Source organism: Rubritalea tangerina (assembly GCF_042683245.1).
In the GTDB taxonomy this organism is placed as follows: Bacteria; Verrucomicrobiota; Verrucomicrobiia; order Verrucomicrobiales; family Akkermansiaceae; genus Rubritalea; species Rubritalea tangerina.
In genome coordinates this window covers 65,398-89,986 of the sequence record NZ_JBHUJB010000046.1, presented here as the reverse complement: position 1 = coordinate 89,986, position 24,589 = coordinate 65,398, and the positions used below count along the sequence as shown (strand labels likewise).

24 protein-coding genes are annotated in these 24,589 nt (G+C 51.3%); 16 read left to right on the top strand and 8 right to left on the bottom strand.

Features of this window, described 5'->3' with window-relative positions; genetic code table 11:
* Positions 1-55: 55 nt before the first annotated feature.
* Entirely contained in the window at positions 56-1,339 is a 1,284-nt protein-coding gene (gene hemL, locus ACFSW8_RS11225; protein WP_377091364.1) for a glutamate-1-semialdehyde 2,1-aminomutase, read from the bottom strand.
* A 168-nt stretch (positions 1,340-1,507) separates the two neighbouring features.
* On the opposite strand from hemL, the gene ACFSW8_RS11220 reads away from it, so the two are divergent.
* Both ACFSW8_RS11220 and ACFSW8_RS11215 read left to right on the top strand, forming a co-directional pair.
* The gene (locus ACFSW8_RS11220) at positions 1,508-2,209 is read left to right on the top strand and encodes a hypothetical protein (protein WP_377178259.1); all 702 of its coding nucleotides are present in this window, start codon (positions 1,508-1,510) and stop codon (positions 2,207-2,209) included.
* A gap of 3 nt (positions 2,210-2,212) precedes the next feature.
* Positions 2,213-2,617: a putative signal transducing protein gene (locus ACFSW8_RS11215; protein WP_377086211.1), complete on the top strand. Its 405-nt coding sequence runs from the start codon at positions 2,213-2,215 to the stop codon at positions 2,615-2,617.
* Here the strand turns inward: ACFSW8_RS11215 and trmD are convergent.
* Positions 2,606-3,280 carry a tRNA (guanosine(37)-N1)-methyltransferase TrmD gene (trmD, locus tag ACFSW8_RS11210; protein WP_377086210.1) on the bottom strand — a complete coding sequence of 225 codons (675 nt, stop codon included), beginning with the start codon at positions 3,278-3,280 and terminating at the stop codon, positions 2,606-2,608. The two genes, ACFSW8_RS11215 and trmD, sit on opposite strands and share 12 nt — an antisense overlap.
* Positions 3,281-3,341: 61 nt before the next feature.
* Between trmD and rnhA the strand changes: the two genes are divergently transcribed.
* Positions 3,342-3,830 carry a ribonuclease HI gene (gene rnhA, locus ACFSW8_RS11205; RefSeq protein ID WP_377091363.1) on the top strand — a complete coding sequence of 163 codons (489 nt, stop codon included), beginning with the start codon at positions 3,342-3,344 and terminating at the stop codon, positions 3,828-3,830.
* 4 nt (positions 3,831-3,834) lie between these two features.
* On the opposite strand, the gene tsaB is transcribed toward rnhA, so the two are convergent.
* A complete protein-coding gene (gene tsaB / locus ACFSW8_RS11200) occupies positions 3,835-4,509 on the bottom strand; it encodes a tRNA (adenosine(37)-N6)-threonylcarbamoyltransferase complex dimerization subunit type 1 TsaB (protein ID WP_377086208.1) in 675 nt (224 codons plus the stop codon).
* 154 nt (positions 4,510-4,663) lie between these two features.
* On the opposite strand from tsaB, the gene ACFSW8_RS11195 reads away from it, so the two are divergent.
* Positions 4,664-5,794 carry a citrate/2-methylcitrate synthase gene (locus ACFSW8_RS11195; protein ID WP_377086207.1) on the top strand — a complete coding sequence of 377 codons (1,131 nt, stop codon included), beginning with the start codon at positions 4,664-4,666 and terminating at the stop codon, positions 5,792-5,794.
* Between the two features lie 137 nt (positions 5,795-5,931).
* On the opposite strand, the gene ACFSW8_RS11190 is transcribed toward ACFSW8_RS11195, so the two are convergent.
* Positions 5,932-6,618, bottom strand: coding sequence for a DNRLRE domain-containing protein (locus tag ACFSW8_RS11190; protein ID WP_377086205.1), 687 nt, complete (start codon positions 6,616-6,618; stop codon positions 5,932-5,934).
* A 274-nt stretch (positions 6,619-6,892) separates the two neighbouring features.
* Between ACFSW8_RS11190 and ACFSW8_RS11185 the strand changes: the two genes are divergently transcribed.
* The 4 genes from ACFSW8_RS11185 (at position 6,893) to ACFSW8_RS11170 (ending at position 11,256) form a co-directional block, all read left to right on the top strand.
* The gene (locus tag ACFSW8_RS11185; RefSeq protein ID WP_377178257.1) at positions 6,893-9,181 is read left to right on the top strand and encodes a TonB-dependent hemoglobin/transferrin/lactoferrin family receptor; all 2,289 of its coding nucleotides are present in this window, start codon (positions 6,893-6,895) and stop codon (positions 9,179-9,181) included.
* Between the two features lie 149 nt (positions 9,182-9,330).
* On the top strand, positions 9,331-10,254 hold the full coding sequence (locus ACFSW8_RS11180) for a DUF6607 family protein (protein ID WP_377086202.1): 924 nt from the start codon (positions 9,331-9,333) through the stop codon (positions 10,252-10,254).
* Positions 10,255-10,414: 160 nt separating this feature from the next.
* Positions 10,415-10,966, top strand: coding sequence for a DUF4136 domain-containing protein (locus ACFSW8_RS11175; RefSeq protein WP_377086200.1), 552 nt, complete (start codon positions 10,415-10,417; stop codon positions 10,964-10,966).
* Between the two features lie 107 nt (positions 10,967-11,073).
* Positions 11,074-11,256, top strand: a complete 183-nt coding sequence (locus tag ACFSW8_RS11170) for a hypothetical protein (protein WP_377178255.1) — start codon at positions 11,074-11,076, stop codon at positions 11,254-11,256.
* Positions 11,257-11,348: 92 nt separating this feature from the next.
* Here ACFSW8_RS11170 and ACFSW8_RS11165 read toward each other — a convergent pair whose 3' ends face one another.
* The gene (locus ACFSW8_RS11165; protein WP_377178253.1) at positions 11,349-12,626 is read right to left on the bottom strand and encodes a hypothetical protein; all 1,278 of its coding nucleotides are present in this window, start codon (positions 12,624-12,626) and stop codon (positions 11,349-11,351) included.
* A 184-nt stretch (positions 12,627-12,810) separates the two neighbouring features.
* Here ACFSW8_RS11165 and ACFSW8_RS11160 point away from each other — a divergent pair, with 184 nt between their 5' ends.
* Both ACFSW8_RS11160 and ACFSW8_RS11155 read left to right on the top strand, forming a co-directional pair.
* On the top strand, positions 12,811-13,353 hold the full coding sequence (locus ACFSW8_RS11160; protein WP_377086195.1) for a sigma-70 family RNA polymerase sigma factor: 543 nt from the start codon (positions 12,811-12,813) through the stop codon (positions 13,351-13,353).
* The gene (locus tag ACFSW8_RS11155) at positions 13,350-14,930 is read left to right on the top strand and encodes a LamG-like jellyroll fold domain-containing protein (protein ID WP_377178251.1); all 1,581 of its coding nucleotides are present in this window, start codon (positions 13,350-13,352) and stop codon (positions 14,928-14,930) included. The genes ACFSW8_RS11160 and ACFSW8_RS11155 overlap by 4 nt, the downstream gene beginning before the upstream one ends.
* A gap of 13 nt (positions 14,931-14,943) precedes the next feature.
* Here ACFSW8_RS11155 and ACFSW8_RS11150 read toward each other — a convergent pair whose 3' ends face one another.
* The 3 genes from ACFSW8_RS11150 to ACFSW8_RS11140 are packed head-to-tail and all read right to left on the bottom strand — an operon-like array spanning position 14,944 to position 18,112.
* Positions 14,944-15,819 (bottom strand): YicC/YloC family endoribonuclease, encoded by an 876-nt coding sequence (locus ACFSW8_RS11150; protein WP_377086191.1) that lies wholly within the window; start codon positions 15,817-15,819, stop codon positions 14,944-14,946.
* A 21-nt stretch (positions 15,820-15,840) separates the two neighbouring features.
* Positions 15,841-17,391 (bottom strand): twin-arginine translocase subunit TatC, encoded by a 1,551-nt coding sequence (gene tatC / locus ACFSW8_RS11145; protein WP_377086189.1) that lies wholly within the window; start codon positions 17,389-17,391, stop codon positions 15,841-15,843.
* A 58-nt stretch (positions 17,392-17,449) separates the two neighbouring features.
* On the bottom strand, positions 17,450-18,112 hold the full coding sequence (locus tag ACFSW8_RS11140; RefSeq protein ID WP_377086188.1) for an HAD family hydrolase: 663 nt from the start codon (positions 18,110-18,112) through the stop codon (positions 17,450-17,452).
* A 243-nt stretch (positions 18,113-18,355) separates the two neighbouring features.
* Here ACFSW8_RS11140 and ACFSW8_RS11135 point away from each other — a divergent pair, with 243 nt between their 5' ends.
* From ACFSW8_RS11135 to ACFSW8_RS11110, 6 genes are all read left to right on the top strand, one after another.
* On the top strand, positions 18,356-20,455 hold the full coding sequence (locus ACFSW8_RS11135; RefSeq protein WP_377178249.1) for a S9 family peptidase: 2,100 nt from the start codon (positions 18,356-18,358) through the stop codon (positions 20,453-20,455).
* A gap of 89 nt (positions 20,456-20,544) precedes the next feature.
* Positions 20,545-22,047 (top strand): hypothetical protein, encoded by a 1,503-nt coding sequence (locus ACFSW8_RS11130; RefSeq protein WP_377086185.1) that lies wholly within the window; start codon positions 20,545-20,547, stop codon positions 22,045-22,047.
* Positions 22,048-22,050: 3 nt separating this feature from the next.
* A complete protein-coding gene (locus ACFSW8_RS11125; RefSeq protein WP_377178247.1) occupies positions 22,051-22,377 on the top strand; it encodes a hypothetical protein in 327 nt (108 codons plus the stop codon).
* 309 nt (positions 22,378-22,686) lie between these two features.
* A complete protein-coding gene (locus ACFSW8_RS11120) occupies positions 22,687-23,151 on the top strand; it encodes a division/cell wall cluster transcriptional repressor MraZ (protein WP_377086183.1) in 465 nt (154 codons plus the stop codon).
* 32 nt (positions 23,152-23,183) lie between these two features.
* Entirely contained in the window at positions 23,184-24,239 is a 1,056-nt protein-coding gene (rsmH, locus tag ACFSW8_RS11115) for a 16S rRNA (cytosine(1402)-N(4))-methyltransferase RsmH (protein WP_377178245.1), read from the top strand.
* Positions 24,240-24,251: 12 nt separating this feature from the next.
* Entirely contained in the window at positions 24,252-24,587 is a 336-nt protein-coding gene (locus ACFSW8_RS11110) for a hypothetical protein (RefSeq protein WP_377086180.1), read from the top strand.
* Positions 24,588-24,589: the final 2 nt, after the last annotated feature.

The following is a 24,589-nucleotide window of genomic DNA, read 5'->3' as shown; positions in this document are numbered from 1 at the left end:
GAGTAAGGCGGGAAATGTCCCACCTTACAACAAATAAATCTAAGAAATTTCGAGCTTAGATGACCTTAAATGCTTTGGACATGGCGTCGAGGGTATCATCGATATCTCCGGTGCTGTGAGCAAGAGAAATGAAACCCGTTTCGTATGGGCTGGGTGCGATGTAGACACCATCGTCGAGGAGTGCCCAGAAGAAGCGCTTGAAGGCTTCCATGTCGGCTCCATTGACGTCATTGACATTCCAAATTTCTTTCCCAGTGAAGAAGAGGCAGAACATAGAGCCTACTCGGTGGAAGGTGAAGTCTAGGCCGTTTTCTTTCAGTAGGCCACGGATACCGGCTTCGAGGCGGGCTCCAGTTTTTTCGAGTTGGTTATAGCCGTCTGCCGCTTCTAGAGCTTTGAGTTGGGCGAGGCCGGCAGCCATGGCGAGTGGGTTACCTGAGAGGGTGCCAGCTTGGTAGACCGGGCCGATGGGTGCGACGCAGTCCATGATATCAGCGCGGCCACCGAAGGCGCCGACAGGAAGTCCGCCGCCGATGACTTTCCCCATACAAGTGAGATCCGGGGTGACGCCGACGAGTTCTTGGACACCGCCTTTTGCTACGCGGAAACCTGTCATCACTTCGTCGAAGATGAGAACGGTGCCGTGTTTGGTGGTGATTTCTCTGAGGAATTCGAGGTAGCCCTCGCGCGGAAAGACGAATCCGGCATTTGCGGGGAAGGGTTCGAGGATGATGGCAGCGACTTGGTCGCCGATAGAATCGAACACAGTTTGGATGGCTTCAAAGTCGTTATATGGGAGGACGATAGTTTGGTTTGAGAAGTCTTTAGGGACACCGGCGGAGTCAGGTTCACCGTGGGTGAGGGCGCCGGAGCCGGCCGCTACGAGAAGGTGGTCGACGTGTCCGTGGTAGCAACCGTCGAACTTAATGACTTTATCTCTTCCTGTGAATCCACGAGCGAGGCGGATGGCTGACATGGTGGCTTCCGTGCCAGAATTGGTCATGCGGACTTTTTGGACTGAGGGGACCCAGTCGACGATTGTTTGGGCCATTTCGATTTCCCACGGGCAAGGAGCACCGAAGGATACGCCATCTTTGGCTACTTCGTGGATGGTTTGGGTGAGTTGGATGGGTGAGTGGCCAAGAATGGCAGGGCCCCAAGTGCCGATGTAATCGATATAGGTTTTGTCATCGACATCAGTGATACGAGAACCTTGGGCTCTGCGGACAAAGAAGGGGTCGCCGTCGACATTTTTAAATGCACGGACTGGAGAGTTGACGCCGCCAGGGATGACCGTTTTTGCTTTGGCGAAGAGCTTTTGTGAGAGTGGACCTACCATAATCTTAAAATGTGTATTCTTAGGGGGGCTGCTTGAGAGGGTTTTGTCAAAAATCTTGATGGCGAGCGATGCTTTTTTTGGAGATTCTGAAGTGTACTTGACGGGTTGGCTATGTGGGGCTGTGAGAACAGGTTTGCTGAATGTGAGAATTTGGTTCATAGTTTATTCATGAAACCATTGATCTCTCTTGTGACCGCAGCCTTGTGGTTATGTGTTAGCCAAATGAGCATGGCTCAGTCGCGATTGGATAACGACCCGGATGTGGTCTTATTTGAATCAGACAAGAAGATGACATTGTTAGTGGTCAAGCCGACAACGGTGTTTGCGACCAAGAAAGGTGGGCGGAAGTTAGGTACCTATCCTGAGGATACGAAGCTGCAGCTATTGGGGATGACGGACAAGGGATACAAGGTGAAGGGGAAAGCGAAGCATAGCATGGTGACTGGCTGGGTATCTCCAAAGAATTTGGCATCTACAAAGCCAAAATTTGTAGAGGAGCTTAAGAAGCATTATGAGAGGGAGATGGCGATTCGTGAGTTGATTGCGAACAAAGAGGTTGCGATTGGTATGACGATTGGTGAGGTACAGAAGTCGATTGGTGAGCCTACGAAAAAGGAGAGTCGGCTAACGAAGGAGGGGCGTTCAGGAAAGTGGGAGTTCATCAAAGGCAAGGAGCAGAAACACTATACGAATACTGTAGATCCTAGGACGGGGCAGGTTTTTCGCAGATTTTCTCATGTGACTGTAGAGGAACAGGAGAAGTTGACTGTGGAGTTTGAGAATGATGTGGTGACTGCTATTTCGAGCTTGGAGAACAACAGCCCGGGCAACATTCGTATTATTGTGCCCCCAATTTATTTTGGATATTAGGTCATGCGGAAAGTGTATGAAGACCAGGACATGACAATGGTGGGGTACTACCAGTCGGTTCTACAGGAAGAGGGGGTGGAGACGGCAGTTAAGAACGAGTATGCTCAGTTAGCTGCTGGGGAAGTACCATTCCAACAGGTCTATCCTGAGTTGTGGGTGGTGAACGATGAAGATTACGAGCCAGCGGTAGCATTGATTAAGCAATTGCGAGAACAAGATGCACCAGAAGTAGTAGTGGGGGAGGTTGATGAGCCGGAGGAAAGCTCAGAGGGGGATGATATGCTTAATGATGTTCCCAACCGTTATAAACGGTCTACCGGCATGCAGGTGGTGATGTGGCTGGGTACCATGGTTGTGGTGTTTTTGTTAGCATTAAGCCTGTGCATGCTGGTGGAGTCACTCTTTTAGGAGGTCAGGTCGGTTAGCGCGGGTGCGCTCGAGGGCTTTTTGTTTTTTCCACTCGGCAATTTTTTTGTGATTACCGGAGAGGAGGACTTCAGGGACGGGCATGTCGCGAAAGAGGTTAGGTTTAGTATAGGCGGGAGCTTCGAGCATGTTTGGGTCTGAGAAGGATTCGTCTTGGTGGGAGCGTTCGTCGCCGAGGGCGCCGGGCAGGAGTCTGACGATGGCGTCGGTGACGACAGCAGCAGCAATGGCGCCATTGGTCAGGACGTAGTCTCCGATGGAGATTTCTAGGTCGACGAGGGTATCGATGACGCGTTGGTCCACACCTTCGTAGTGGCCGCATAGGAGGATGAGGTGGTCGGCGCGGGCAAGGTTTTGGGCGGTAGCTTGCTTGAAGGGTTTCCCCTGAGGAGTCATAAGGATGACTTGGGAAGTGTTCGTTCTGAGTTCTTCGATGGCGGCGAAAATGGGTTCAGGCTTGAGCAGCATTCCTTGGCCACCGCCGCAGAGGTATTCATCGGTCTTACGGTGTTTTCCCGTGGCCCAGTTGCGGAGGTTATGGGCATGGATTTCTACGAGGTCTTTTTCTCTAGCTCGCTTGATGATGCTTTCGCTGAGTGGGGAGAGTGCGATTTCAGGAAAGAGTGTGATGATATCGATCCGCATGGGCGGAGGATGAAGTTTCAGGTTGGAACTTGCAAGTATTGAGGTAAGAGAGCTGGCGGAGATGCAAAAAGTGATGATTTATACGGATGGCTCCTCATTGGGGAATCCTGGGCCTGGCGGGTATGGTGCGGTATTGTTGTATGGTGAGCACCGGAAGGAATTGAGTGGTGGTTTTCTCAAGACAACGAACAACCGCATGGAATTGATGGCTGCGATTGTGGGCTTGGAGGCTTTGAAAAAGCCATGTGTGGTCGAGTTAGTTTCGGATTCCAAGTATGTGGTTGATGCGATGCGCTTGGGGTGGATTCGAGGGTGGAAGATGAAAGGATGGAGTCGTGGGCCCTCCAAGCCCTTGAAGAATGCAGATTTGTGGCAGCGACTAGAACGCGCTCAGGAAAAGCACCAGGTGACATGGACCTGGGTGAAGGGGCATGCAGGACACGAGCACAATGAGCGCTGTGACGCATTGGCTGTCGCCGCAGCGGAAGGTGGTGAATTGCCTGAGGATGTGGGGTATGAGGGGGGAGCTGAGGATCTATTTCAAGGTTGAGGCGTTACTGGCCTTTTACTTTTCCGCGCAGCAATGGGTGGCCGGGTTTGGCTTTTGTAATGAAGGGGGCTCGAAGGTAAGTGGGTGATGGGGGCGTCAGCTTCTGTTGGCTTTGATCTTCTGGGCTGAGCGTGCGCCAAGCCAGGATGTGCTTTTCGGCGGTTGGAGATTCAAAGATGAGTGACTGGTCCTCAGTGAGGGACATTTGAGCATCGAGAGTGAAGATGGGGGATTGGCAGGATGCGACGATAGCATCGAAAGCTGGGCGCTCGTGGAGTTGCGGCTCAGGGGGGAGTTTACCAGCGGGGATGTGGGTAGCGAAAAAGGCACCGCGGCGGGCATCGCCTACTACGAGGGAGTCTTGAGATTGGAGCCAAGTGTCGGTGGCCAGGAATGAGGATTGGCCGACGACTGGACATGCGTGGACAGTGGCTATGCCTTGGGCTGCAGCGATGGAAATACGAGAGCCGGAGTAGGAGCCGGGGCCAGTACCGACGATGATGAGGTCGAGTGATTGGTTGTCAGGTAATTGCTCTAGCAATTGTTGGAGCGGGGGGAAGAGTAATTGGTTTTGCTGGCGGTGGCTTTCAAAGTCTTTTTGAATGACGGGAGCCTCGCCGAGTTGGAGGGCGATGCTAGCGGCAGGGAAACTGGTTTCTATTGCGAGTATATTAGGCACAGTAAACGGATATTTGAATGAGATTCATGGCGAGGATGCAGAATCTTTGATAATCTTATCGATTCGCTCTTGAAACTGACGGCTTCTATGTTTTTCTCTTTCGCGTCACTGGCTGCATGGCAGTTGTGATAGAAAATTTCCACCAGAAAAGTTTATGAGCGATTACGCAAAAGGTTTAGAAGGAGTAGTAGCGAATGAATCAGCCTTGTCAAAGGTTGAAGGCCTCGCAGGTAAGTTGTCCTATTTGGGTTACAGCATTGATGATCTTGTTGAGCATTGCAGCTTCGAGGAGGTCACTTTCCTTCTGCACAACGGTCGCCTTCCGAACGCTGAGGAACTTGCCGCATTTGAAGCAAAACTTCGTGGTGACCGCGAGCTTCCTGAGCAGCTCATCACATTTTTGAAGTCACTTCCTGCGGATGCGACTCCGATGGATGTCCTTCGCACGGCAGTGTCAATGCTCGGTATCTTTGACCACCGCGCTCAAATTGGTGAGCCAAACCACGAGTTGAATCGCGAAGTAGCATTGTCTTTGGTTGCCAAGACTCCAGTGATCGTAGCGTACTACCACCTGGCACGTCAGGGGAAGGAATTGCCAGCTGTTCGTACTGACCTCTCCGAGGCGGCTCACTTCTTGTACCTCATCAATGGGGAAGAGCCATCAGAAGCTGCGGCACGCACCCTTGATATTGCGTACATTTTGCACGCGGATCACGGCATGAATGCTTCTACTTTCTCGGCTCGTGTAACGATTGCGACTCTTTCTGATCTTTACTCTGCGATGACATCTGCGATTGGCACACTCAAGGGGCCACTTCACGGAGGAGCTAACGAGGGCGTGATCAAAATGCTCAATGAAATTGGCAGCGAAGACGCTGTGGATGCATTTGTTGAGGATTGTCTCACTCACAAGAAGAAGATCATGGGCATCGGTCACCGTGTTTACAAGGTTCTCGACCCACGTGCACCTCATCTTCAGAAGATGGCAATTAAGCTTACTGAGGAATTGGGTGAGGCAAAGTGGATTAACATGTCTGAGCGCATTGCCACGATCATGCGTGAGCGCAAGGGCTTGAATGCCAACGTCGATTTTTACTCAGCGACTGTGTATTACTCATTGGGAATTCCAACTGATCTGTTCACACCTATTTTCGGAATTGCACGTATGTCTGGGTGGACAGCACAGGTTCTCGAGCAACTTCAGGATAGCCGACTCTATCGTCCGCTTACAAAGTACGTTGGACCTGAGACGACTTCTCCAGTGCCACCGATTAGCGAGCGTTAATCGCACTCAAGAAACTTTAGGAATGCCATGCCCGATGGGTGTGGCATTTTTTTGTGATGAGGGGGGGGGACAAAGCGCGCCCTTGAAATGAGCTTGGGTGGGCACGCTTTGTTTTGTGGGGGGATGACAAAATGTGGTTATCTACGTTTGCGTAGGATGAGAGCCAAGCCACCGAGTCCGAGAAGGGCCATGGAGGATGGTTCGGGAACTGAGGCTGGCGTCACCGAGATAGACGGCACTAGGCTGCTATTACCGTAGGTGGATGAGGCGAGCTCGACATTACCTGAGGTGGAAAAGATGGCGAATCCGTGGTTGTTGGACGGGTTGCTTTGCCAGGCATCGACGGTGGAGGTGACATCAATGCTGAGAGTTTGTTGGTTTGCAAAATTATAGGTGCCTAAGACGGTGGCTGAACCACTTTGGACATAGGTGTCATACCAAGCAATTTTGTCTGGAGCCAACTGGTAGTTAGAGAATGAGTCGTTAAGGGCTACGACGTGTACTGTGGCATTGCCAGTGGTGGAGGTGACGGCGGTTGGTGGTCCTGCAGGGTTAGGAATGTTAGTGACATATTGTACAGCTGAGAGGTTGAGTGATTTTGTGCCGGCATCGAGAGTGCTGACATCAAATTCGAGGACGCCAAAATTAAAGTGGCCTGAACCTGGGCGCTGGCTCGCACCGATAGTGATTTGCGGGTCAAAGGCATTACTAGTGCCGAAGTAGAGGTAGGTGTCTGTATCGAAGGTGGCAGTTGTGATTGTGGCTGCTGAAGAGGCGCAAATGATCGCTCCGCTGGTGAAGATGCTCAGTAATGTAGCTTTCATAGTTTCGTTGTTCTATCTAGTTTATGGATGCTTGCCTCTGGGAGAGCTTCTCTGGTTGTAGGGAAGCTATGCGAGAGGCAGGACATGTTCGCGAGGTGTTTGGGTCCTTGCTTGAACGAAGTTAGGCTTAGCCTGTTAGTGAAATCGCTGCTAGCGATGGGATGACCCTCAATTGTGTCTCGTTGTCATATTCGTGGTGTTAGACAAGCTGGCGCTAGCTTGGGACAATGGAACGATAGCTGAGAATGCGCGATGCTCTCTAGCGTTCGTCCCAATGAATCGAAGAGAGACAACAGGCAGGAGCTGGGGGGATATCGTTCAGGTCATAGTTATTGGAGGGGTATGTTTCCCTACTCTATCTTGGGCTGAGGAGTCGAAGAATACGGATCCGGTGGAGGTGTTAGATGAGACTGTGGTAGTTGCGACAGCCAACGAGACTCCATGGTTGAGGACATCAGGGTCGGTTGCACAGATGACACGTAGTGACTTTACAGCAATGGGTGGGTCAGATTTTGGAGATATTGTTAGGTATGATCCGACAGTGACGGCACCATTGAATATTGGAAGTGGGGACGGGACATTCGGCTATGGGCAAACTGGTTACACTGGGTACAATATCCGAGGGGTGGGGGGGAACCGTGTGTTGATGTTAGTGGATGGAATTCGCCAGCCGGAGCAATTTGTTTCGACATCATTTGATCAATCAGAGGGCTCAGCGGGAGGGGCTGGTAGGGATTACTATGACCCGATGATGTTTGAGGTGACAGAGATTCTGAAGGGCTCTGCGAGTGCGCTGTATGGGAGTGATGCAATGGCTGGTGTGGTGTCATTTCGCACGCCTGATCCAGAAGACTTTTTGATTCATACAGATAGGGATTTCGCGGGTTTGGTTCAGGGGCAATATTTCAGCCACAATGAGAGTTTTGCCCAACAGGCATTCTTTGCAGCGGAGCATGAGGCATTATCATTCTTATTCGGTTACGCGAGGCGAGACGGGAGTGAGACGAAGAATAATGGAGAGACTCCACCGAATCCGGTAGATTTCAGCAGTGATAGTGTGTTGTTGAAAATGCGTGTGGCTAATGACAATGGACACGATTTATTATTCGCGTATGAACATTTTAGGCGGGCGAGATTTGTGGATGTGCAGTCAGCTCAGGGGTTTATTCCGATCTTTAATAAGTTTGTATACAACTGGGAGGACCAGGAGCGGAGTAGGTATAGCCTGCAGTGGTTCTATGAGCCTATGGAGGGAAGGAATCTGCTCTTTGACTCGATTGACACTCATGCATATTTTCAGGATACAAAAAACTTCAGTCGTAATCAGAGTGAATCTGAGTACGGGAGGGAGAGGCTTCAGGATATTTCATTTGATACCGAGATCGCGGGGCTGCGCACGACCTTAAGAAAAAAGACTGAGAAGCAACTTCTAACGTATGGGGTGGATGGCTCGATCAGTAATAGTGAAAACCGCTTTATTCGTGAGGATAATGGTTTGCCACCACTGCCTAACAGGATCGCTTTTGCACCGTCTGAGACGACAAGAGTATCAGCATTTGTTCAGTCAGAATTTCAACCATCTGAGGGGAGCCGTTGGAGTTTTGTAGCTGGAGCTGGGTTTGATTACTATGGGATTGATCCAAATTTAACGGAGGATTACATCGAGCGTATTGACTATCTGAGTGGGGCAAGGGATTCGTATGCACCGGCTGAGGGCTTGGAGAATTTCTCGATATCTCCGAAGTTCAATGTGGTATACGCGTTGGATGATCGATCAAGTTTATATGGGCAATATGCTCGTGGGACGCGCAATCCGACGGCTGAGGAGCTTTCTATGATCTTTGATCATCCACCGGTAGGTGGTGGGTCGGCTGGTTCAATAACATTGCCAAATTCAGATTTGAAGGAGGAGAGCAGCCATGCTCTGGAAGCGGGTTATAAGTATTTCAATGGAAGCTCAAGGTTTCACTTAGCGAGTTTTTACACTAAGTATTCTGACTTAATCGAGAATGGGGTTCGCACAGGGGCTGTGACTCCTGAGGGGCGTGATATCTTAACTACTGTCAACCGAGGTGAAGCGACCTTTTATGGTTATGAGCTGAGTGGTGAATACGACTTGCTAGACCTCCACACCTCTTTGAACGGATTGTATATAGGTGCGTCTGTGGGACAAACGTGGGGGATTGATAATGAGCGCAACAGCTGGATCAATTCGGTAGAGCCGTGGAAGGGGGTATCGTGGATTGGGTATCGGTCAGCAGAGGATCGATTTGGAGCGAGGGTGACTGGTACTTACGTGGGGGAGGTGAAGCACGTGGACGATAGTGTCGGCGGGCCCTACTTTAGGCCTCCTGGGTACTTCACCTTGGATGTTTCAGGGTATTATCGATTGAGTGAAAATGTGACCTTGCAGGCAGGAGTTAACAATTTGCTAGATCGGAAATACTGGCAATGGGGGAACTCGCGCAGAGTGGGGGGGCATTTGCCAAACGACTTGGCCGTGGATGACCGGAGCACGGCGCCAGGCACCAATGGTTTTGTAACTTTATCCCTTTCGTTTTAGAATAGTGGGCTAGGTGATTTTCTGGGCTGTGACTGCCTGAGGGCTGGTGGGGCTCAATGAAGCTGGCGATGCAAGGAGGACAATTGAGCGTCATTTCTTCGCAAGCCAGCGATAGTAAATAGAACAAAAAATAGATAGAAAGATAATTGATGAGAGCAACGAATGTAAGTGCGCTTGTGATGGCGATGGGCTGCAGCAGTCTGATGGCTGGCTTTGAGCAAGATCGTTCAGCCATATTAAAGATGGCAGGTGAATTTGAGGTGAGCTTTTTTTTCAAAGAGACGGTGGGGTTGAGTGAGGGCTACGAGGTTAAGGAGGGTGCTTATAATGAGAGCGCGAAAGAGAAGGTGTTGGTAGTGCGGGATGAAGGTAAGGAGATAGAACTGCAGCATTTATTGATGGTGCAGGGGGAGGTGGTGAAGCATTGGTCGCAGATCTGGAAATACGAGGATACTGAATTGTTAGAGTTTCAGGGTCATCAGCAGTGGAAGGTTCAGAGCTTGAGTTCTGATAGTGTCAGGGGGACTTGGAGCCAGCAGGTCACTCAGACGACGGATGCGCCGCGCTATGAATCTTTTGGCAAATGGGAGCACGAGAAAGATAGCAGCACCTGGACGAGTCAGGTTACTGCGCGACCATTGCCTCGACGTGAATACAAAAAGCGTAAGGACTACGACATTTTAAATGCAACAAACCGCCAGACGGTGACCCCAAGTGGTTGGGTGCATGAGCAAGATAATGCGAAGCAGGTGGTGCGAGACGGGGAGAACTTTGCCCTCTGTCGTGAGGTTGGAATGAACACATACAAAAGAATTGATGGGGTGGACTTTTCGGTGGTGGATCAATTTTGGAAAGAGGATGGAGCCTTTTGGATGCAAGCGAAGCAGGCGTGGCAGCAGGTGCTTAAAGGAAAGTCTCAATACGAACTTAAGAAGCGGACTGAGGAAGGTTCTTTGAGGTTTATGTTAGGTGAGAGGGAGGAAGCAAAAGAAGGGAATGTTAGTGATTTGGCTAAAGCGATTGAAGCCTATGTGGTGGTTCCTGACTCCTCAGTCAAAGCGGGCAGTGAATAGAATAACTCTGTGTGAGATCGTGCGCTAACGAGTGTTAGTGCACAACAAATGAGTAAGACCCCTGGGGATGATTGGTCGTCCTCAGGGGTTTCATAGTATAGGGTAGAGTGGTGTCAGAAAGGTCTTGTTATAGAGAAGCTCTAACGTTAGATATTTAGATATGACAGCTCTACGTTTACTTGCCGTTGCAGCATGTGCGGCACTTTTTTCTTCGTGCTCATCGAGCATCGACATGCCTAAGGGGAATAGCAATGGGTACACATCTGCGCGTATCGTAAAGCGTGCACCAGGAAGTCCGGCAATTACTAATTCACGGGAAAAGAGGGTGCATAATTTGATCCAGAGCAACATCCGAGCTCAATTCAAGGCTCGTGGGATGGGCTTTGATTCACCGAATGCCGATCTCGTAGTGGGGTACATGGTGGTGTATCAGGACAATGCGATGACGACATCATTTGATGACTACTTTGGTTATGGACGTGAAAACGACAAGATTTTGAGCGAGGCTCACAAGAAGGGGGTGATTGAAGGAAACCGTCCTGATTACTTTGAGCGTGCAGGTTTGATTGTGGACGTGATTGATACCAAGACGAATAAGTTGATTTACCGCAACGTTTCTGTGGGTGATTTGGTCAATGGTGCGAGTGATGTACAGCGCAAAGAGGTTGTGGCAGCGGCCGTTAATGAGGCTCTCTCACCGTTCTTTAAATAAGTACTTCGTTAGTGAACCTTTTAAAGCTTCCGGCTCGTGGTCGGGAGCTTTTTTTGTGCACAATATTTCAACTTGCGCAGGTGGTGGGATGGACTAACATCCAAGCAATGAAAGCAGCAAAATGGATTGCAATTGGGCTGGCATCTATCGTCAGTGTAATGAGTGTCTCATGTGGTAGTTTGCCACAGCCTGAACCGGACCTCGGACCTCAGAGTGAGCACAGTGCGATTCCTTGGAATCGACGCATGCCTGGTGAAGGGCAAGGGGCATTAGGTGGCTTTAGCCAGTAAGGCAAAGCTTGATTATTTTAAGAGAAAAAAGCGCGAAGGTTGGCCTTCGCGCTTTTTTTGATAGAGGGTAATCAGATTTTCAGGAGAATGGTTTATTGGTCTTCCATCATGCGGCCGACGTAACGTTGGACACGTTCTGGGAGTTCGTTGTTATTGATCCAATTGCGCGCTTCATTTTTATCTTGTCGGTAGAGGGTCCAGAGGGCGCGGCCGACAGTGCGCGAGCGTGAGCTTTCGTCATTAAGTTCGTTGCCGTAATTGAGAGCGAGTACTGGGTCTTTGCGGGTGGCTCCTTCGGCAAATTCTCTGAGGAGTGTTTGGTAGTTCTCAGAGTTTGAGCGGGCATCGAGCCAATCAGCAGCTGCGTGTGGATCTTTGGAAGCGTACGAGCTCACAAATTCTGGGCCCGCCTTCATCTGGTCATCGTAGGGGAGGGTTTCGATCCAGACTTGAGCCGCACTGGGGTCTTTGTCAGCCCAATTGTCGACAACTTCGAGGAGGGCGCGTTGGCGAGCCTCTTCATCGGTGATGGTACTGACCCACTGGGCCCCCATTTCTGGGTCTTGTTTTGAGAAGTGGTCGGCGAGGTATGCTGAGGCGCCGTTGACAAGTTTGGGGTCTTCAATGCCGCTGAGCCATTGCTGGGCCCCAGTCACACCGAGGGCGGCGATGCGCGGAGTGAGGCCACGGAGTGCCTCGCCACGTTCCTCAGAGAATGGAAGTTGTTGGAGAACTTGGGTTGCGAGGGTTGGATTGGTGTCTGCGAGGCCGCGGATGATGCCGACGAGATAGGGGTTGGCTTTATCGCCAGTGTGATTTTCGTTAGCCCATGCGATAGCGGCATTGGCATTGGTGCTCGCCCATGAAGCGAGGACTTCTTTGACGGCAAAGTCTGAGCGGGTGTTTTCTTTGAGGTAGGCAATAGCTCCAGTGGGGTCTGCCTTGCCCCAGGCATGGAGGAGCATGGAGTATTCTCCCATTCTTTCACGGGTCATGCCCATATTGCGGAATTCGTCTACGACTGATTCGAATTCGCTGGCGGAGAGTGTGTCGATGTATGAGAGAAGTTGGCGCGATCTTTCGATTGGGTCTCCGAGTTCGCTGATACTTCTAATGGAGCCAGATGGGGCTGAGGTGGCACCTGAGTTGCTAGCGCTAGAGCGTGCGGAAAGTCGGGCAGAATTTGTGGAGCCTGAGGAATAGCGGTTGCCACTGAGTTGGGAGTATTGACCGGACTGGGAAGACTTTGCTGAGGAGGCAGAAGTGTCAGCGGCTGAGTTTTCAGAACTATCTGAGCTGCCAATGTAATAGGCCGCTGCGATTGTGGTGAGCCAGGCGCCAGCTGTTGGGAGAAGGATCTTGGTGTTCATGGTAGAAATAGGCAATGTACCCGTATTACACAGCGGCAATACGGGATGATCTTGTTCATAAAATTAAGTATACAATGGATCAAACTCTGAGTTTTGCAAAATGATGCAAAAAAAAGATTATTTTTGTCTGCATGTTAAGTTTTTTGCGGATAATGCCGTTCATTAGTGAATTATAGAAAATCTTTTGGACGAGACACCGAATTACAACCAATCTGCGGAATTTGTGAGCCTGATGACCGAGCATCAGTCTGACCTGTGGGCGTTTATCTTGGCGCAGTTGCCAGGAAGCCCTGACGTGGCTGATATTTTACAAAAGACGAACCTGACATTGTGGACGAAGCAAGATCAGTTCGAGTTGGGGACAAATTTTAAGGCATGGGCCTTTAGTGTGGCGCGTTTTGAAGTGTTAACACACTTGAAGAAAGCGAAGCGTGGCAATTGGCTGTGTTTCAGGGAGGATTTATCTGAAACGATAGCGGAGGAATCGGGCAGCACCTTTGATGGGCAGAGTGCGAAGCTGGAGCAGCTGGACCACTGTATTAGCAAGCTCAAGCCGGCAGATCAGGATTTATTGCGTCACCGTTACCTGAGTAAGGAAGGCTTGCAGGCGTATTCTGAGACTTCAGGGCGGAGCATTTCGGCACTTTCTGTGTCGTTGTATCGAGTACGTTCAGTGCTGAGGGAATGTATTCAACGTGGATTGAAAGCGAAAGGAGGGTTGGCATGAATAAAAAGTGGAATGAACTGATTCAAGATTTGATCGATGGCGTCATGAGTCCTGAAGACTTTGAGCGATTACAGGATGCGATGGTTGCTGACCCAGAGTTGCGCCATTTGTATTACCAATACATTTCCATGCAGCAGAATTTGGAGTTTCGACTGGCTAAAAGTACAGTGAACTCGGGGGTAGTTGGCCTTGCGGAGTCGCGCTTGAAGCGTCAGCGCAAGCGGAGTTATCGGATTGCGGCTCTTGCGGCTGCGGCCGCGGTTGCAATGACATTTTTTGTGCTGAGTTTGGTATTGGGGCCCAACGCGGAACGCAATTTAGCGTTTAGCTCAAGTCCGGGCTCTAAGTATGAGCTTACGCATGTGGCTAGCGACGACCAGTCATTGGCATCGCTCAAGCCGGGATCGAGGCTCAAGTTGCTTCAGGGTGCGGTGGAGTTGAACTTTGGTTCAGGGGTGCGTTCGGTGATTGAGGCGCCTGCGGACATCACTTTACACGACTACGACAAGTTGTTTATGGACACAGGACGTGGTTGGTTCCATGTGCCAGCTGGTGCTGAGGGGTTTACAGTCAAGACGCGCGAGTTTGAGGTGGTGGATTTGGGGACAAAGTTTGGTGTGCTCGCGAGCCCTAAGGATCCGGATCAAGTGCATGTGATGAAGGGGAAGGTGGCAGTGACAGCGAAGTATGGTGAGATGCATGCTTGTGAGCTTGTGGAGAATATGGCGGTGGAGGTGCGTGCGAGTGGTCGCTACACGCCAGTGACTGTGGCGCCTGAAAGATTTAGTACGGAGTTGCCCAAGACCTTGCCGCATTTGCACTTTGCCTTTGATGATGGCCAACAATTGCTAGCATCGAACACGCTGAAGGATGCGGGCGATTTTTCCTATCAAGGGTCGGCAGGTAGCGAGGATCTCTCGATTGTCGATGGCCCTTTTGCTGGAGCATTGCAGTTCGATCAGAATTGTGAGTTTATTGAGACTAACTGGGAAGGGGTGCTCAATGATAACCCTCGCACAGTCGCGATGTGGGTCAAGATGCCTCAGACCCGTCTCGAGCCTGGGCGCAAAGGTGGTTTGCGCGATGCCTATTTAGTGGCGTGGGGGCGTCAGAATCTGGGGAAGATGATGAACTTCAACCAAAAGTGGACGGTGCATTTAGATTTTCAGGCCCAGCGCTCGCCTATCCTCAACATGAGCTTTGGTGGGTTTTGGTACTACACGCGGGATATTGTGGTGGATGATGACCAATGGCATCACATCGCCGTGGTGCACAGTGGGCAGTATGACGACGAAGGTTTGCCGAAGGTGGCATTGTACTTTGATGGCCAGCAGGTTGAGATTTTCTCAGATCGTCACGGACCAACGCGACTGGATGAAAAGGGGAAGGTGGAGCTTGGTACCTATGCAGAGGCTCCGATGGTGATCGGGAAGAGCCTCTATCCATTCCGCAATACCAAGCCTGAAAATAGTGACCGTCTCGAAGCAGCTCTAGACGAGCTATACATCATCGAGGGGGCGCTGGATGCCGAAGCGGTGCAGCAACTCTACCAAGAGAATCGCTTAATCGGCCTCTAATGAGGCCTGCGGGCTACTCGACATTTTGGATTTGTTCGCGAATTTTTTCGAGCTCAGTTTTGGAGGTGACGACATGCTGAGCGAGGGTGGCGTCGTTTGCTTTGGAGCCGATGGTATTGAATTCGCGATTGATTTCTTGGCAAAGGAAGTCGAGTGAGCGGCCGATGGCGGACTGGGAGTCGAGGTATTCTTGAAATTTTGAGAAGTGTGAGCGGAGGCGGGTGATTTCCTCACTGATGTCGCAGCGCTCGGCAAAGATGCCGACTTCCTTGAGCACGCGCTCGTCTGAGAGGTCGAGTTCGAGGCCTGATTCTTGGAGGCGGCGGTGGAGGTTATCTCTGTAGCGCTCGACTACTGATGGGCTATGTTTCTCGATAGCAGAGGTTTCGTTCTCCAGAGTGGCGAGGCGCTCGAGTGTGTCACGCTTGAGGTCGGCTCCTTCGCGGCTGCGCATTTCGATGAGGTGATCGATGGCTTCTTCGAGTGCTGGGAGGATGGTGTTACGTGCGGAGTCGATGTCGGCTGATTTGTCTTCGAACTTGATGATGTCTGGGACGCGCAGGATGTCGGCTGCGGTGATATCGAGCGGGTGGCCGATGTCGTGGCTGAGCTCCTTGAGTGCCTCTGAGAGGGCTTTGGCACGGCCTTTATCAACGCTGATTGGGCTGGCCCCTTGATCGCCTTGTTCGATGGAGATATTGATTGAGACGCGGCCACGGGAAATTTTGCTGAGGACGAACTTACGGATTTCGGCTTCGATTTCGTTGTAGTGGCGTGGCAGTTGGACGACGACTTCGCCTTGTTTGCGGTTCACTGAGCTTGCTTCGACGCTGGCAGTGAGTGTGTCTGAGGTCCGTGCGGCACGGCCAAATCCGGTCATTGATTTCATCTGTTTCTCGGCGTGGGGTTATTAAGATTTGGTTTCGTCTGAGCTGTCTGAGCTGTCTGAGCTGTCTGAGCTGTCTGAGCTGTCTGAGCTGTCTGAGCTGTCTGAGCTGTCTGAGCTGTCTGAGCTGTCTGAGCTGTCTGAGCTGTCTGAATCTGTTGATTCTACGACTTCCTCGGGACTTGAGTCAATAGCATCGAGGTTCTCTTGTTCTTCGGCGAATGGGTCGTAGGGTTCACGGAGGTTATTAAAGATCTCGAGGTGTTCAATTTCTTCGTCGTGGGTGGTTTCGTCGTCAGGTTCTTGTGTGTAGTCGCCGTCGTCGAGTTCTTCTCCCTCGTGGTCATTTTGTTCGGAGGCCTCTTGTTGGAAGTAATCGTGGTCGTGGATTTGTTCGTACTCGTGAGCGTCTTCTTGGTAGTCGTCGGTGTGTTCGGCGAGGTTGGCTCGGTATTCGGCCATTTCAGCGGCTTCGGCTTCGAGTTCTTTTTTACGAGTGAAGAAGGCGAACCAGATACAGATTTCGTAGAGGAGAGTCATTGGCGCGGCGAGCATGCAGAGCGTGAGGGCGTCGCCAGTGGGGGTGATTACGGCTGCAATCACAAAGATTGAGACGATGGCATAGGAGCGGGTTTTGCTCATGATGTCGTAATCGAGGAGGCCAATTTTGACCAAGGTCATGACGACGACTGGGAGTTCGAATGCGAGTCCGAAGATGAGGGTGAACTGGGTGGCGAAGGTGATGTATTCGCCAATTCTCCACTCGTTTTCTACCCCCATGCTGCCCGAGTAGAGGTAGAAGAATTCGAGGGCTTTCGGGAGCACCATGAAGTAACAGAAGCACACCCCGGAAAGGAAGAGGCCAAAGCCGATGGCGAGGGCGGGCCAGAGCGCTTTTTTCTCTTCGTCTTTGAGGCCAGGCAGAACAAATTGAAGGACGAAGGCGAGAATGAATGGGAAGGAGACAATCACGCCTGCGAAGAAGGCGAGTTTGAGGGAGAGCATGAAGGTTTCTGTGGGCTTGAGCGAGCGCATGTAGACCACATTATTTTTAGCTCCGGCTTGGGCGTTGGGTTTGAGTTCTAGGAGAACTTTGACCTGATCTTTGACTGCTTGATCGGTCTCAGGGAGTGCATCGATGAAATCGAATTGTTTCTTGAGTGTGTCGGCATCGCCGTCGCCTTTGATGGTGCGGGCGGCGCGGTAATAACCGGCGCACTCGCTGTAGAACGGGAGTTCTTTGTCATCAAACTGTTGGAAGTAGGCGCCTTTTTGCTCTGGGCTGAGGCTGGTGATATTGGCTGAGCATGACTTTGCTAGCTCCCAGCGCTCTGGGCTGATGGTGTCAGGGAGGCGGCTTTTTTGAGATTGTTCCCAGACCACTTCGATAGGGCGACGCAGTAGGTCCATCAGGGTGTCTTTGAGTGCGTAACAGGCAATCGTAGAGATGAGGAGAGTGACCACGATTCGCGTGATCGTCACACGGAGGTCTTCCAAATGCTCGAGAAAGGGTTTCTCGTCGTTGCCAACATTTGCTTTATCGCGCATTTTGAAGGCTTTGGTGAGCAAGAACATAGTGGAATCTCAGGGTGTGGATTGGGTGAAATTGGGATCAGGAGCGAGCTGATGTGACTTAGCCCTCAATGAGACGGGCAGCAGGGAGGAGTTCTTTCAGCGAGCCGAGGACACGGTCCGCAATGGAGAAGTCCAGGCAATCGGTGAGGCGCGAGGGCACGACGCAGGTTTGGCAACCAGCTGCGATGGCGGCTTTGGTGCCATTGAGTGAGTCTTCGATGACCAAGCATTGGTCGGCGGGAAGCTGGACTTGGCGGATGGCTTCGAGGTAGAGGTCGGGAGCGGGCTTGATGCGTGGGGCATCCCCTTTACAGACTGAGGACTGAACAAATTCAGTCAGGTGGAGTTTTTCCAACCAAGAATCCACCCAGTCATGGGATGAAGATGAGACGACGAGGGTGGGGATGTTTTCCTCAAAGAGGTGTTGCATGAGTTCGCGCACACCGGGGAGGGCGATGGGGTTTTCCAAGGCAGCTCGGATTTCAATTTGTCTAGCTGGGTTGATGGTTTCCCAGTCGTAGGATTTTCCAGTCAGCTCCTCGAGGTGCTTTTCGGGGGACCAGGTATCGAAGTCGGAGCCGATGCACTGGACGTAGGTCTCGATAGGAAGGTCTTGTCCTTCAGAGCGAAAGAGGTTCAGCCATGTTTCGTAGATGGGCCATTCCGTGTCGAGAATGACGCCATCGAAGTCGAAGAGGACTGCTTGTGCGTTTGCGAGCATGCTCGGAGAGTAATCGGGCTTTGCTTTTTGAAAAGGCAATTTGTTGATGGGTCAAGGGGGGTGTGGGGTTGTGCCGTCTAGGGTGTTGCTTGCTGGGATGGGATTGTGAGGGTGATGGTGGGAATGAATTTGCTGATTTCCTAGTGGGGGGTTGGCATTTGGTTGAGTTTGTAAGAATGTGGGAATCTACGTATATATGTGGGTATGCGAATGCTGATAGCGATTTGGTTTGGTCTCATGATTGTGCAGGATCTCTGCGCGGTGCCAGAGGGGGAGAAGGAATTACGTGCTGCATACCAAGCGCGTCAGAAGGCGGTGTGGAACCTGAAGTTGAAGCCGGCATGGTCGCCGGATGGGATGGAGATGGTCTACAAGCATGAAAAAGAAGGTGGCTGGGAGTTCCTGAAGGTTCATTTGAAGGATGGGAAGAAAGGGAGAGTATTCGACCATCAGGCGGTGGCAAAGGTGCTGGAAGCCTCTCCGGATAAATTGCCCATCAAAGCATTGCGTTATGGCAGTGCGGGGCTTGAAATGCAGCACAAGGGAGAGTGGAAGAAGTTAGATGGAGAGAAAGTGCCGAAGCAGCAGGAAACGAAGAGTGAGAGTCAAAGTTCCCAGCAATCTCCGGACGGGAAGTGGGAGGTCCGCATTCAAGACCACAATGTCATTTTGGAGCCACGCAAGGGGGGGGAGACGCGCGTGCTCACCAGCGATGGGAATAGCGATCACGGCTACCAGGGGGTACTGTGGGCTCCAGATTCCAGTCGTTTTGTGGTGTGGAAAATGAAGAAAGGGCAGAGACGCATGGTTAAAATGGTGGAGTCTTCGCCGGCTGATCAGCTACAGCCGAAACTGCATTCATTGCGCTATGATAAGCCAGGCGATGTGATTGACACCCAAGCTCCTTATGTCTTCTTCACTGATAGTCGTCCGGTGTTGGTGCCTGATTACGCTTTGCTTAAGGATCCATTTCAGGTGAACAAATTGGCTTGGCGCTCGGATAGTCAGCGGCTCACTTATGAGTATATTGAGCGTGGCTTCGGTAAGCATTATGTTCTGGAGGCTGATACGGAGGAGCGAAAGCATCGGGTTTTAGTTAGGGAGGAAAGCGCGACTTATATTTACGTTTGGGGGAATGGCTTTCGCCATGACCTGAATGGAGGGTCTGAGATTCTCTGGCTCTCGGAGCGTGATGGATGGAACCACCTCTACTTGTTGGATGGTAAGACTGGTGGTGTGAAAAAGCAGCTGACTCACGGCAACTATGTTGTGCACAAGGTGGTGCGGGTGGATGAGGAAGCAGGTGAAGTTATCTTGATAGCTGGGGGTAAGGAGTCGGGGCAAGATCCCTACTACAAGCATTGGTATCGCGTGGATCTCAAGACTGGTCAGATGTTGCATCTGACGCCTGCCGAGGGGACTCACAGTGTGGAGTTTTCACCAGACGGGAAATATTATGTGGATTCTGTGTCTGAGGTTCACAGGGCTCCTCGCCATGTGCTGCGTCGTGCGAAGGATGCAGCTGAGGTGTGTGTGCTTGCGGTGTGTGATCTTGAGGCATTGAAGCAAACGGGTTGGAGAGAGCCTCAGCCCTTTGTCGCGAAGGATCGTGATGGGAAGTTTGACATCTGGGGATCTGTGGAATTCCCCGATGATTTTGACCCGTCCAAAAAGTATCCTGTGATTGAGAATATCTATGCGGGACCGCACGACCAACACGTGCCGAAGCGTTTCAGGGTGTGGAATGGTAGTACGACTGACCTTGCGCAGCGTGGTTTTATTGTGGTGAGGATTGATGGGAAGGGAACGGGTAAGCGATGCCGCGAATTTTCTCATTTTTGCTACAAAAATATCGCGGATGCGGGCTTTCCGGATCGGATTGCATGGATGCGGGCGGTGGCGAAAGTGGTGCCGCAGATGGATTTAGAGCGTGTGGGGATTTATGGTGGGTCTGCTGGTGGTCAGAATTCGACTGGAGCTTTGCTCTTTCACGGGGATTTTTACAAGGTGGCAGTTTCTGACTGTGGTTGTCACGACAACCGCATGGATAAAATTTGGTGGAATGAACAATGGATGGATTGGCCAGTGGGGGAGCACTATGCCGCTCAGTCGAATGTCACACATGCCCATAAACTGAAGGGGAAGCTTTTGCTGACAGTGGGGGAGTTAGATCGCAATGTAGATCCTGCATCGACGATGCAAGTCTCTAACGCTCTGATGAAGGCGGGGGTTGATCATAAGTTGATCGTGGTTCCGGGTGGCGGTCATGGTGCTGGTGAGGGGCTCTACCCTAAGTGGCAGCGGATCGATTGGTTCGAGAAACACTTGGGCTCAGCAGAATAGAGTGGATTTGTATAATTTGGGAATCTTCGTCAGCAGTCATAAAGATGGGGTTGTTTTCTTGAAAAAACCTGCCAGCATCGCCGCGTCAGATGAACGAGAAACCTGAAGATAATAAAGCATTGGACCTGAGCGCATTGGATTTTGGTCCATCTTGGGCGCGACAAGGTGAGTCCAAGCCGAGTAAGAAATACACGGATCACCCAGGCGAACGTGGTGGCCAACGCCGTGATGGCAACAAAGGAAAACGCCGTGAAGGTGGTCGACCACAACGTGGGGAAAGAGGTAAATTCTCTAGAGATCATCGTGGGCGTGACGAGCGTCGTCGCCCGCAGCGTCCTCAGCCGGTTGCTGCTCCGGAAGGTCTCGTTGCTGACATTATGCCAATTGAAGAGGGCATTGATAATCTTTCAAAGGAGATTGTGGCAGCTGGTCGCACCTATTCGGTGTTTGAGTTGGCGCGTATGATCTTGGCGTCACGCGAGCGCTATAAGATTGTCTTCCGAAAAGAAGAAGGTGGTCCTGAGTTGCTTCAGTGCAAGTATGATGGTGCCGTTTATCTCAGCAAAGGTGAGTGTCTGAGTCACTTCCGCACAGCGGAATGGATCAAAGAGCTCTATGTCTCCGAGGAGGTTGAAGTTGAGGCTCCGAAGGGGAGTTTTCAAACGATCGCGAAGTGTGGTTTCTCGGGTGAAGTGTTTGGTCCGCCAAACTACCATGCATACAACCAGAAGATTGTGGACCTGCACCAAGCTCAGTTCTCCAACATGAGTTTGGACCGCTACAAGTCACGAATTGTGACTGAGAGTGGTGAGGACGCGGTCAACGCATGGTTAGACACTATGAAGAAGCAGGTGCAATACCGTCCAGTGGCAGATACTGAGACAGTACTCGCTTCCGAGAAAGAGATGCTCAGCCACTTCGAAGCGAATGCTTTTGGAGAGACTTTCCGAGCCACGCACCGTGCGGATGTTGATTCTCAAATTCCTGGCAAGTTGCTTTCGCCAGGGTTGTTGACTTTATTGAAGGAGACCATCTCTGAGCAACGCAGGTACCCGGGCAAGTTGGCACCGTTTTTGTGCCGTCAGCTCTCTGGCCGTCATCTAGCGGTGTTTAAGTGGCAGGGTAAGTTGCATTGTGGACCTTCACGACCGCATGCTATTGCTGATGATGTGAAGTTAGCCGAGCGCCCAGAGGCTCTGTACAAGTGGGTTAATGAGCACCCAGGTGCAGGGGTTGATGAGTTGTGGAAGGGGCTTCTTTCTGAAGATGTCACGGATGAAGTGAAGAAGGAATGGTTCCATGACCTTCACTGGATGATCAATCAAGGTTACATCGTGCTTCTGAGCGATGGGCATATTTTTACCTCTAACTTTTCTAAACCAAAGGCTGCGAAGAAGCAGGGGAAGTCACAGAAGCCGGTTTCCCAGGAAGTAAGTCCGGAGCCTGTAGCTGAGGTGGTTACTGAAGAAGCTCAAGCAACTCCAGAAGCAAATGAAGACCAAGCTGCAGCTGAGGTAAAGGAGCCGACTGAGGCTCCTTCCAGCGAGGAGGCTCCAGCTTCTGAAGAAGGCAGTGAAGAGCCCAAGGCATAAGCGATGCCTTTGCTCTTCTTTGCAAGTATATGTATCACAGGCGCGGTGGCGGCAATGCGTTTTGGCCGCCTCGCAGCCAGTAAGGGGTATTCCGCATCGAAGGCGAGGCGGTACCCACTTTTACTTTTGTTAGCAGCGATGGGTGCTGCGGTTTTTCTGTATTTGAGCTCCTCTCTGGTGGGGATGTACATGCCACAGTTTCAGGGGTTGATGTTTTCTCTCTATCTAGTGGGGAATTGTTTTTTGATTGCGGTGAATTTGTTGATTCTGCGTAAAGCGTATAGGAATATGCTCGCTGCTCCTGACGCTGGAACGAAAGTGGTGGAGTAGATTCTGCTGCTGCAGTTGGCAGAAGTTTGCTTCAGTACACCCGAGTGCACACTCGGGTGATTTTGTGGGTACACTTGGGTTGAATCCCCTAGCTAACAAGGATTAGGCGGGTAGTGTGGGTTTGGGGTCGGTAGGTCTATTCTTAGGGTGTATTTGTGTTAGTTTTTTCTGTTAACCATTGGAATTACAATGGTTCGCGTTGCTTTTTATGTAAATCGTTCATTTTGCTGGAGTTTCTAACGTTTTGAGGTTTGACATCAAAGTGTACTAAAGTGTATAAGAGTGCGCTCTCATGTATTAGCAACCACTATGACGCCGTATGAACATACCCTGGAAGGGGTGTACGAACACAAGATGGACCCCAAGTGTCGGGTGTCTGTCCCGTCGGATTGGCGAGTGGCTGCGGGCAGTGGGACCTTACGTTTGATGCGCTCGAAGGCATATGAGTTGCCGACATTGCGTGTTCTAACTGAGGAGGAGTTCGCGACGATTCTTGAGGAGATTAAGAATCGCAGTGAGTGGACGCCGGCCCAGCGTCGCATGATGAGTGGCAAGTTGTTTTCGGATTGTCAGAAGACGAAGCTCAACCCGCAGGGGAAGCTTTTGATTCCGAAGGCGCTTTGCAGTCACCCGAGTCTCGAGCCGGAAGGTCAGGTAACTCTTGTCGGGAGAGGAACCTATTTCGAGATCATCAATCCCGAGAACTACGAAGAGATGCGTGTCCGTGAGGAAGCTGAGATTGCTGAGCTCAACGCGGAGATGGATATCTTCTGATCTTTATCATTCCCTGAACAATCCGCGTAGCAATGAAGCTATCCTACCAAGCAGCTGTGGCCAAAGCCGGAGCAGGCAATCGACTGATTTCCTGTTCGCAGCAGCAGCGTCTTTACGCGGAGCCTACAGAGGGTGGCGGAGGTGGTTCCGCATCTTTGCCGCACTATCATGAGACGGTGCTGTTGGAGGAATCTGTGGATGCAATGCAGGCGGGGCCAGGCAAGGTTTTAGTGGATGGCACTCTAGGTGGTGGTGGACACACGGGCTTGATGTTAGAGCGTGGTGCAGATGTCTACAGCATTGATAGAGACCCAGAAGCGCATGCTTATGCTGGGCAGCGACTGAAGCAATATGACGACCGTTTCCATCCATTGGTCGGCAACTTTGCGGATGCTCTGAGCTTGTTAGAGGCAGAAGGGGTCGAGAAGGTCGATGGCATTTTGGTGGATTTGGGAGTTTCATCGCGGCAGTTTGACTGTGACGAGAGAGGTTTCTCTTTCCAGAAGGAAGGTCCTTTGGACATGCGTATGGGGCCGAGTTCGCCGATGACAGCCGCGGAGATTGTCAACCAATGGCCAGAGCAGGAATTGGCACGGATCTTTTGGGAGTATGGCGAGGAGCGCGCATCAAGAAAGATCGCCAAGCATCTTTGTCAGCAACGCGAGATAGAGCCATACAGGACGACCACTCAGCTTGCGGCCAGCATTGAGAAGTTAATCCCGCGGCACGGCAAAAAGATTCATCCGGCGACCAAGGTGTTTCAGGCACTGCGGATTGAGGTGAACGATGAGCTCGGGGCACTGAAAAAGCTATTGGCATCGGCAGCTGAGTTGTTGGCGCCTGGTGGGAGACTCTGCGTGATCAGCTTCCACAGTCTCGAAGACAGGATGGTGAAGCGCTTTCTTAAGCATGCCTCTCAGGAAGAAATCGACCGACCCGAGTGGCCAGAGCCGCGCCCTAATCCAGACCACACATTCAAAACCATTTCGCGCAAACCGATCAAGGCAACAGCTGAGGAGGTGCAGCGCAACCCAAGATCGCGTTCGGCCATCCTCCGGGTGGGTGAGCGTCTACAGAAGACTCTTTAACTATCTAATTTTATGAATCAACGACGTACCCAATCTAACCAGTCTCACACTATTCACATTGTTATGGTGATTGTCATTGGCATGTTGCTCGCTACGGGTGGCGTTCTTCACGCTGTGATGAAGAACCGTCAGGTCGAAGTAGCGCGTGAAATCGATGCCGCAAAATCTCAGATCGAAGAAGCTGAAGAGACGATGAAGATGGTTCAGGTGAAGATTGATCGCAAACTCAACCGTCACATGATCCGAGCCGAACTCGCCAGCCGAGGTTCTGAACTCAAGCAAATTCCTTCACAGGCCGTGGAGGTTGTGACAACTGCATCCACCTCTGTCGCCCAGACTACTCCCTAAGA

Excerpts from the sequence above, each read along its gene's own strand:
- ACFSW8_RS11215 (WP_377086211.1), top strand. The coding sequence starts at position 2,213 with ATGCGGAAAGTGTATGAAGACCAGGACATGACAATGGTGGGGTACTAC.
- ACFSW8_RS11140 (WP_377086188.1), bottom strand. The coding sequence starts at position 18,112 with ATGCTCGCAAACGCACAAGCAGTCCTCTTCGACTTCGATGGCGTCATT.
- ACFSW8_RS11110 (WP_377086180.1), top strand. The coding sequence starts at position 24,252 with ATGAATCAACGACGTACCCAATCTAACCAGTCTCACACTATTCACATT.
- ACFSW8_RS11180 (WP_377086202.1), top strand. The coding sequence starts at position 9,331 with ATGAGAGCAACGAATGTAAGTGCGCTTGTGATGGCGATGGGCTGCAGC.
- trmD (WP_377086210.1), bottom strand. The coding sequence starts at position 3,280 with ATGCGGATCGATATCATCACACTCTTTCCTGAAATCGCACTCTCCCCA.
- ACFSW8_RS11175 (WP_377086200.1), top strand. The coding sequence starts at position 10,415 with ATGACAGCTCTACGTTTACTTGCCGTTGCAGCATGTGCGGCACTTTTT.
- rnhA (WP_377091363.1), top strand. The coding sequence starts at position 3,342 with ATGCAAAAAGTGATGATTTATACGGATGGCTCCTCATTGGGGAATCCT.
- ACFSW8_RS11220 (WP_377178259.1), top strand. The coding sequence starts at position 1,508 with ATGAAACCATTGATCTCTCTTGTGACCGCAGCCTTGTGGTTATGTGTT.
- rsmH (WP_377178245.1), top strand. The coding sequence starts at position 23,184 with ATGAAGCTATCCTACCAAGCAGCTGTGGCCAAAGCCGGAGCAGGCAAT.
- ACFSW8_RS11120 (WP_377086183.1), top strand. The coding sequence starts at position 22,687 with ATGACGCCGTATGAACATACCCTGGAAGGGGTGTACGAACACAAGATG.
- tatC (WP_377086189.1), bottom strand. The coding sequence starts at position 17,391 with ATGTTCTTGCTCACCAAAGCCTTCAAAATGCGCGATAAAGCAAATGTT.
- ACFSW8_RS11190 (WP_377086205.1), bottom strand. The coding sequence starts at position 6,618 with ATGAAAGCTACATTACTGAGCATCTTCACCAGCGGAGCGATCATTTGC.
- ACFSW8_RS11155 (WP_377178251.1), top strand. The coding sequence starts at position 13,350 with ATGAATAAAAAGTGGAATGAACTGATTCAAGATTTGATCGATGGCGTC.
- ACFSW8_RS11185 (WP_377178257.1), top strand. The coding sequence starts at position 6,893 with ATGAATCGAAGAGAGACAACAGGCAGGAGCTGGGGGGATATCGTTCAG.
- ACFSW8_RS11165 (WP_377178253.1), bottom strand. The coding sequence starts at position 12,626 with ATGAACACCAAGATCCTTCTCCCAACAGCTGGCGCCTGGCTCACCACA.
- hemL (WP_377091364.1), bottom strand. The coding sequence starts at position 1,339 with ATGGTAGGTCCACTCTCACAAAAGCTCTTCGCCAAAGCAAAAACGGTC.
- ACFSW8_RS11150 (WP_377086191.1), bottom strand. The coding sequence starts at position 15,819 with ATGAAATCAATGACCGGATTTGGCCGTGCCGCACGGACCTCAGACACA.
- ACFSW8_RS11170 (WP_377178255.1), top strand. The coding sequence starts at position 11,074 with ATGAAAGCAGCAAAATGGATTGCAATTGGGCTGGCATCTATCGTCAGT.
- ACFSW8_RS11195 (WP_377086207.1), top strand. The coding sequence starts at position 4,664 with ATGAGCGATTACGCAAAAGGTTTAGAAGGAGTAGTAGCGAATGAATCA.
- ACFSW8_RS11130 (WP_377086185.1), top strand. The coding sequence starts at position 20,545 with ATGAACGAGAAACCTGAAGATAATAAAGCATTGGACCTGAGCGCATTG.
- ACFSW8_RS11125 (WP_377178247.1), top strand. The coding sequence starts at position 22,051 with ATGCCTTTGCTCTTCTTTGCAAGTATATGTATCACAGGCGCGGTGGCG.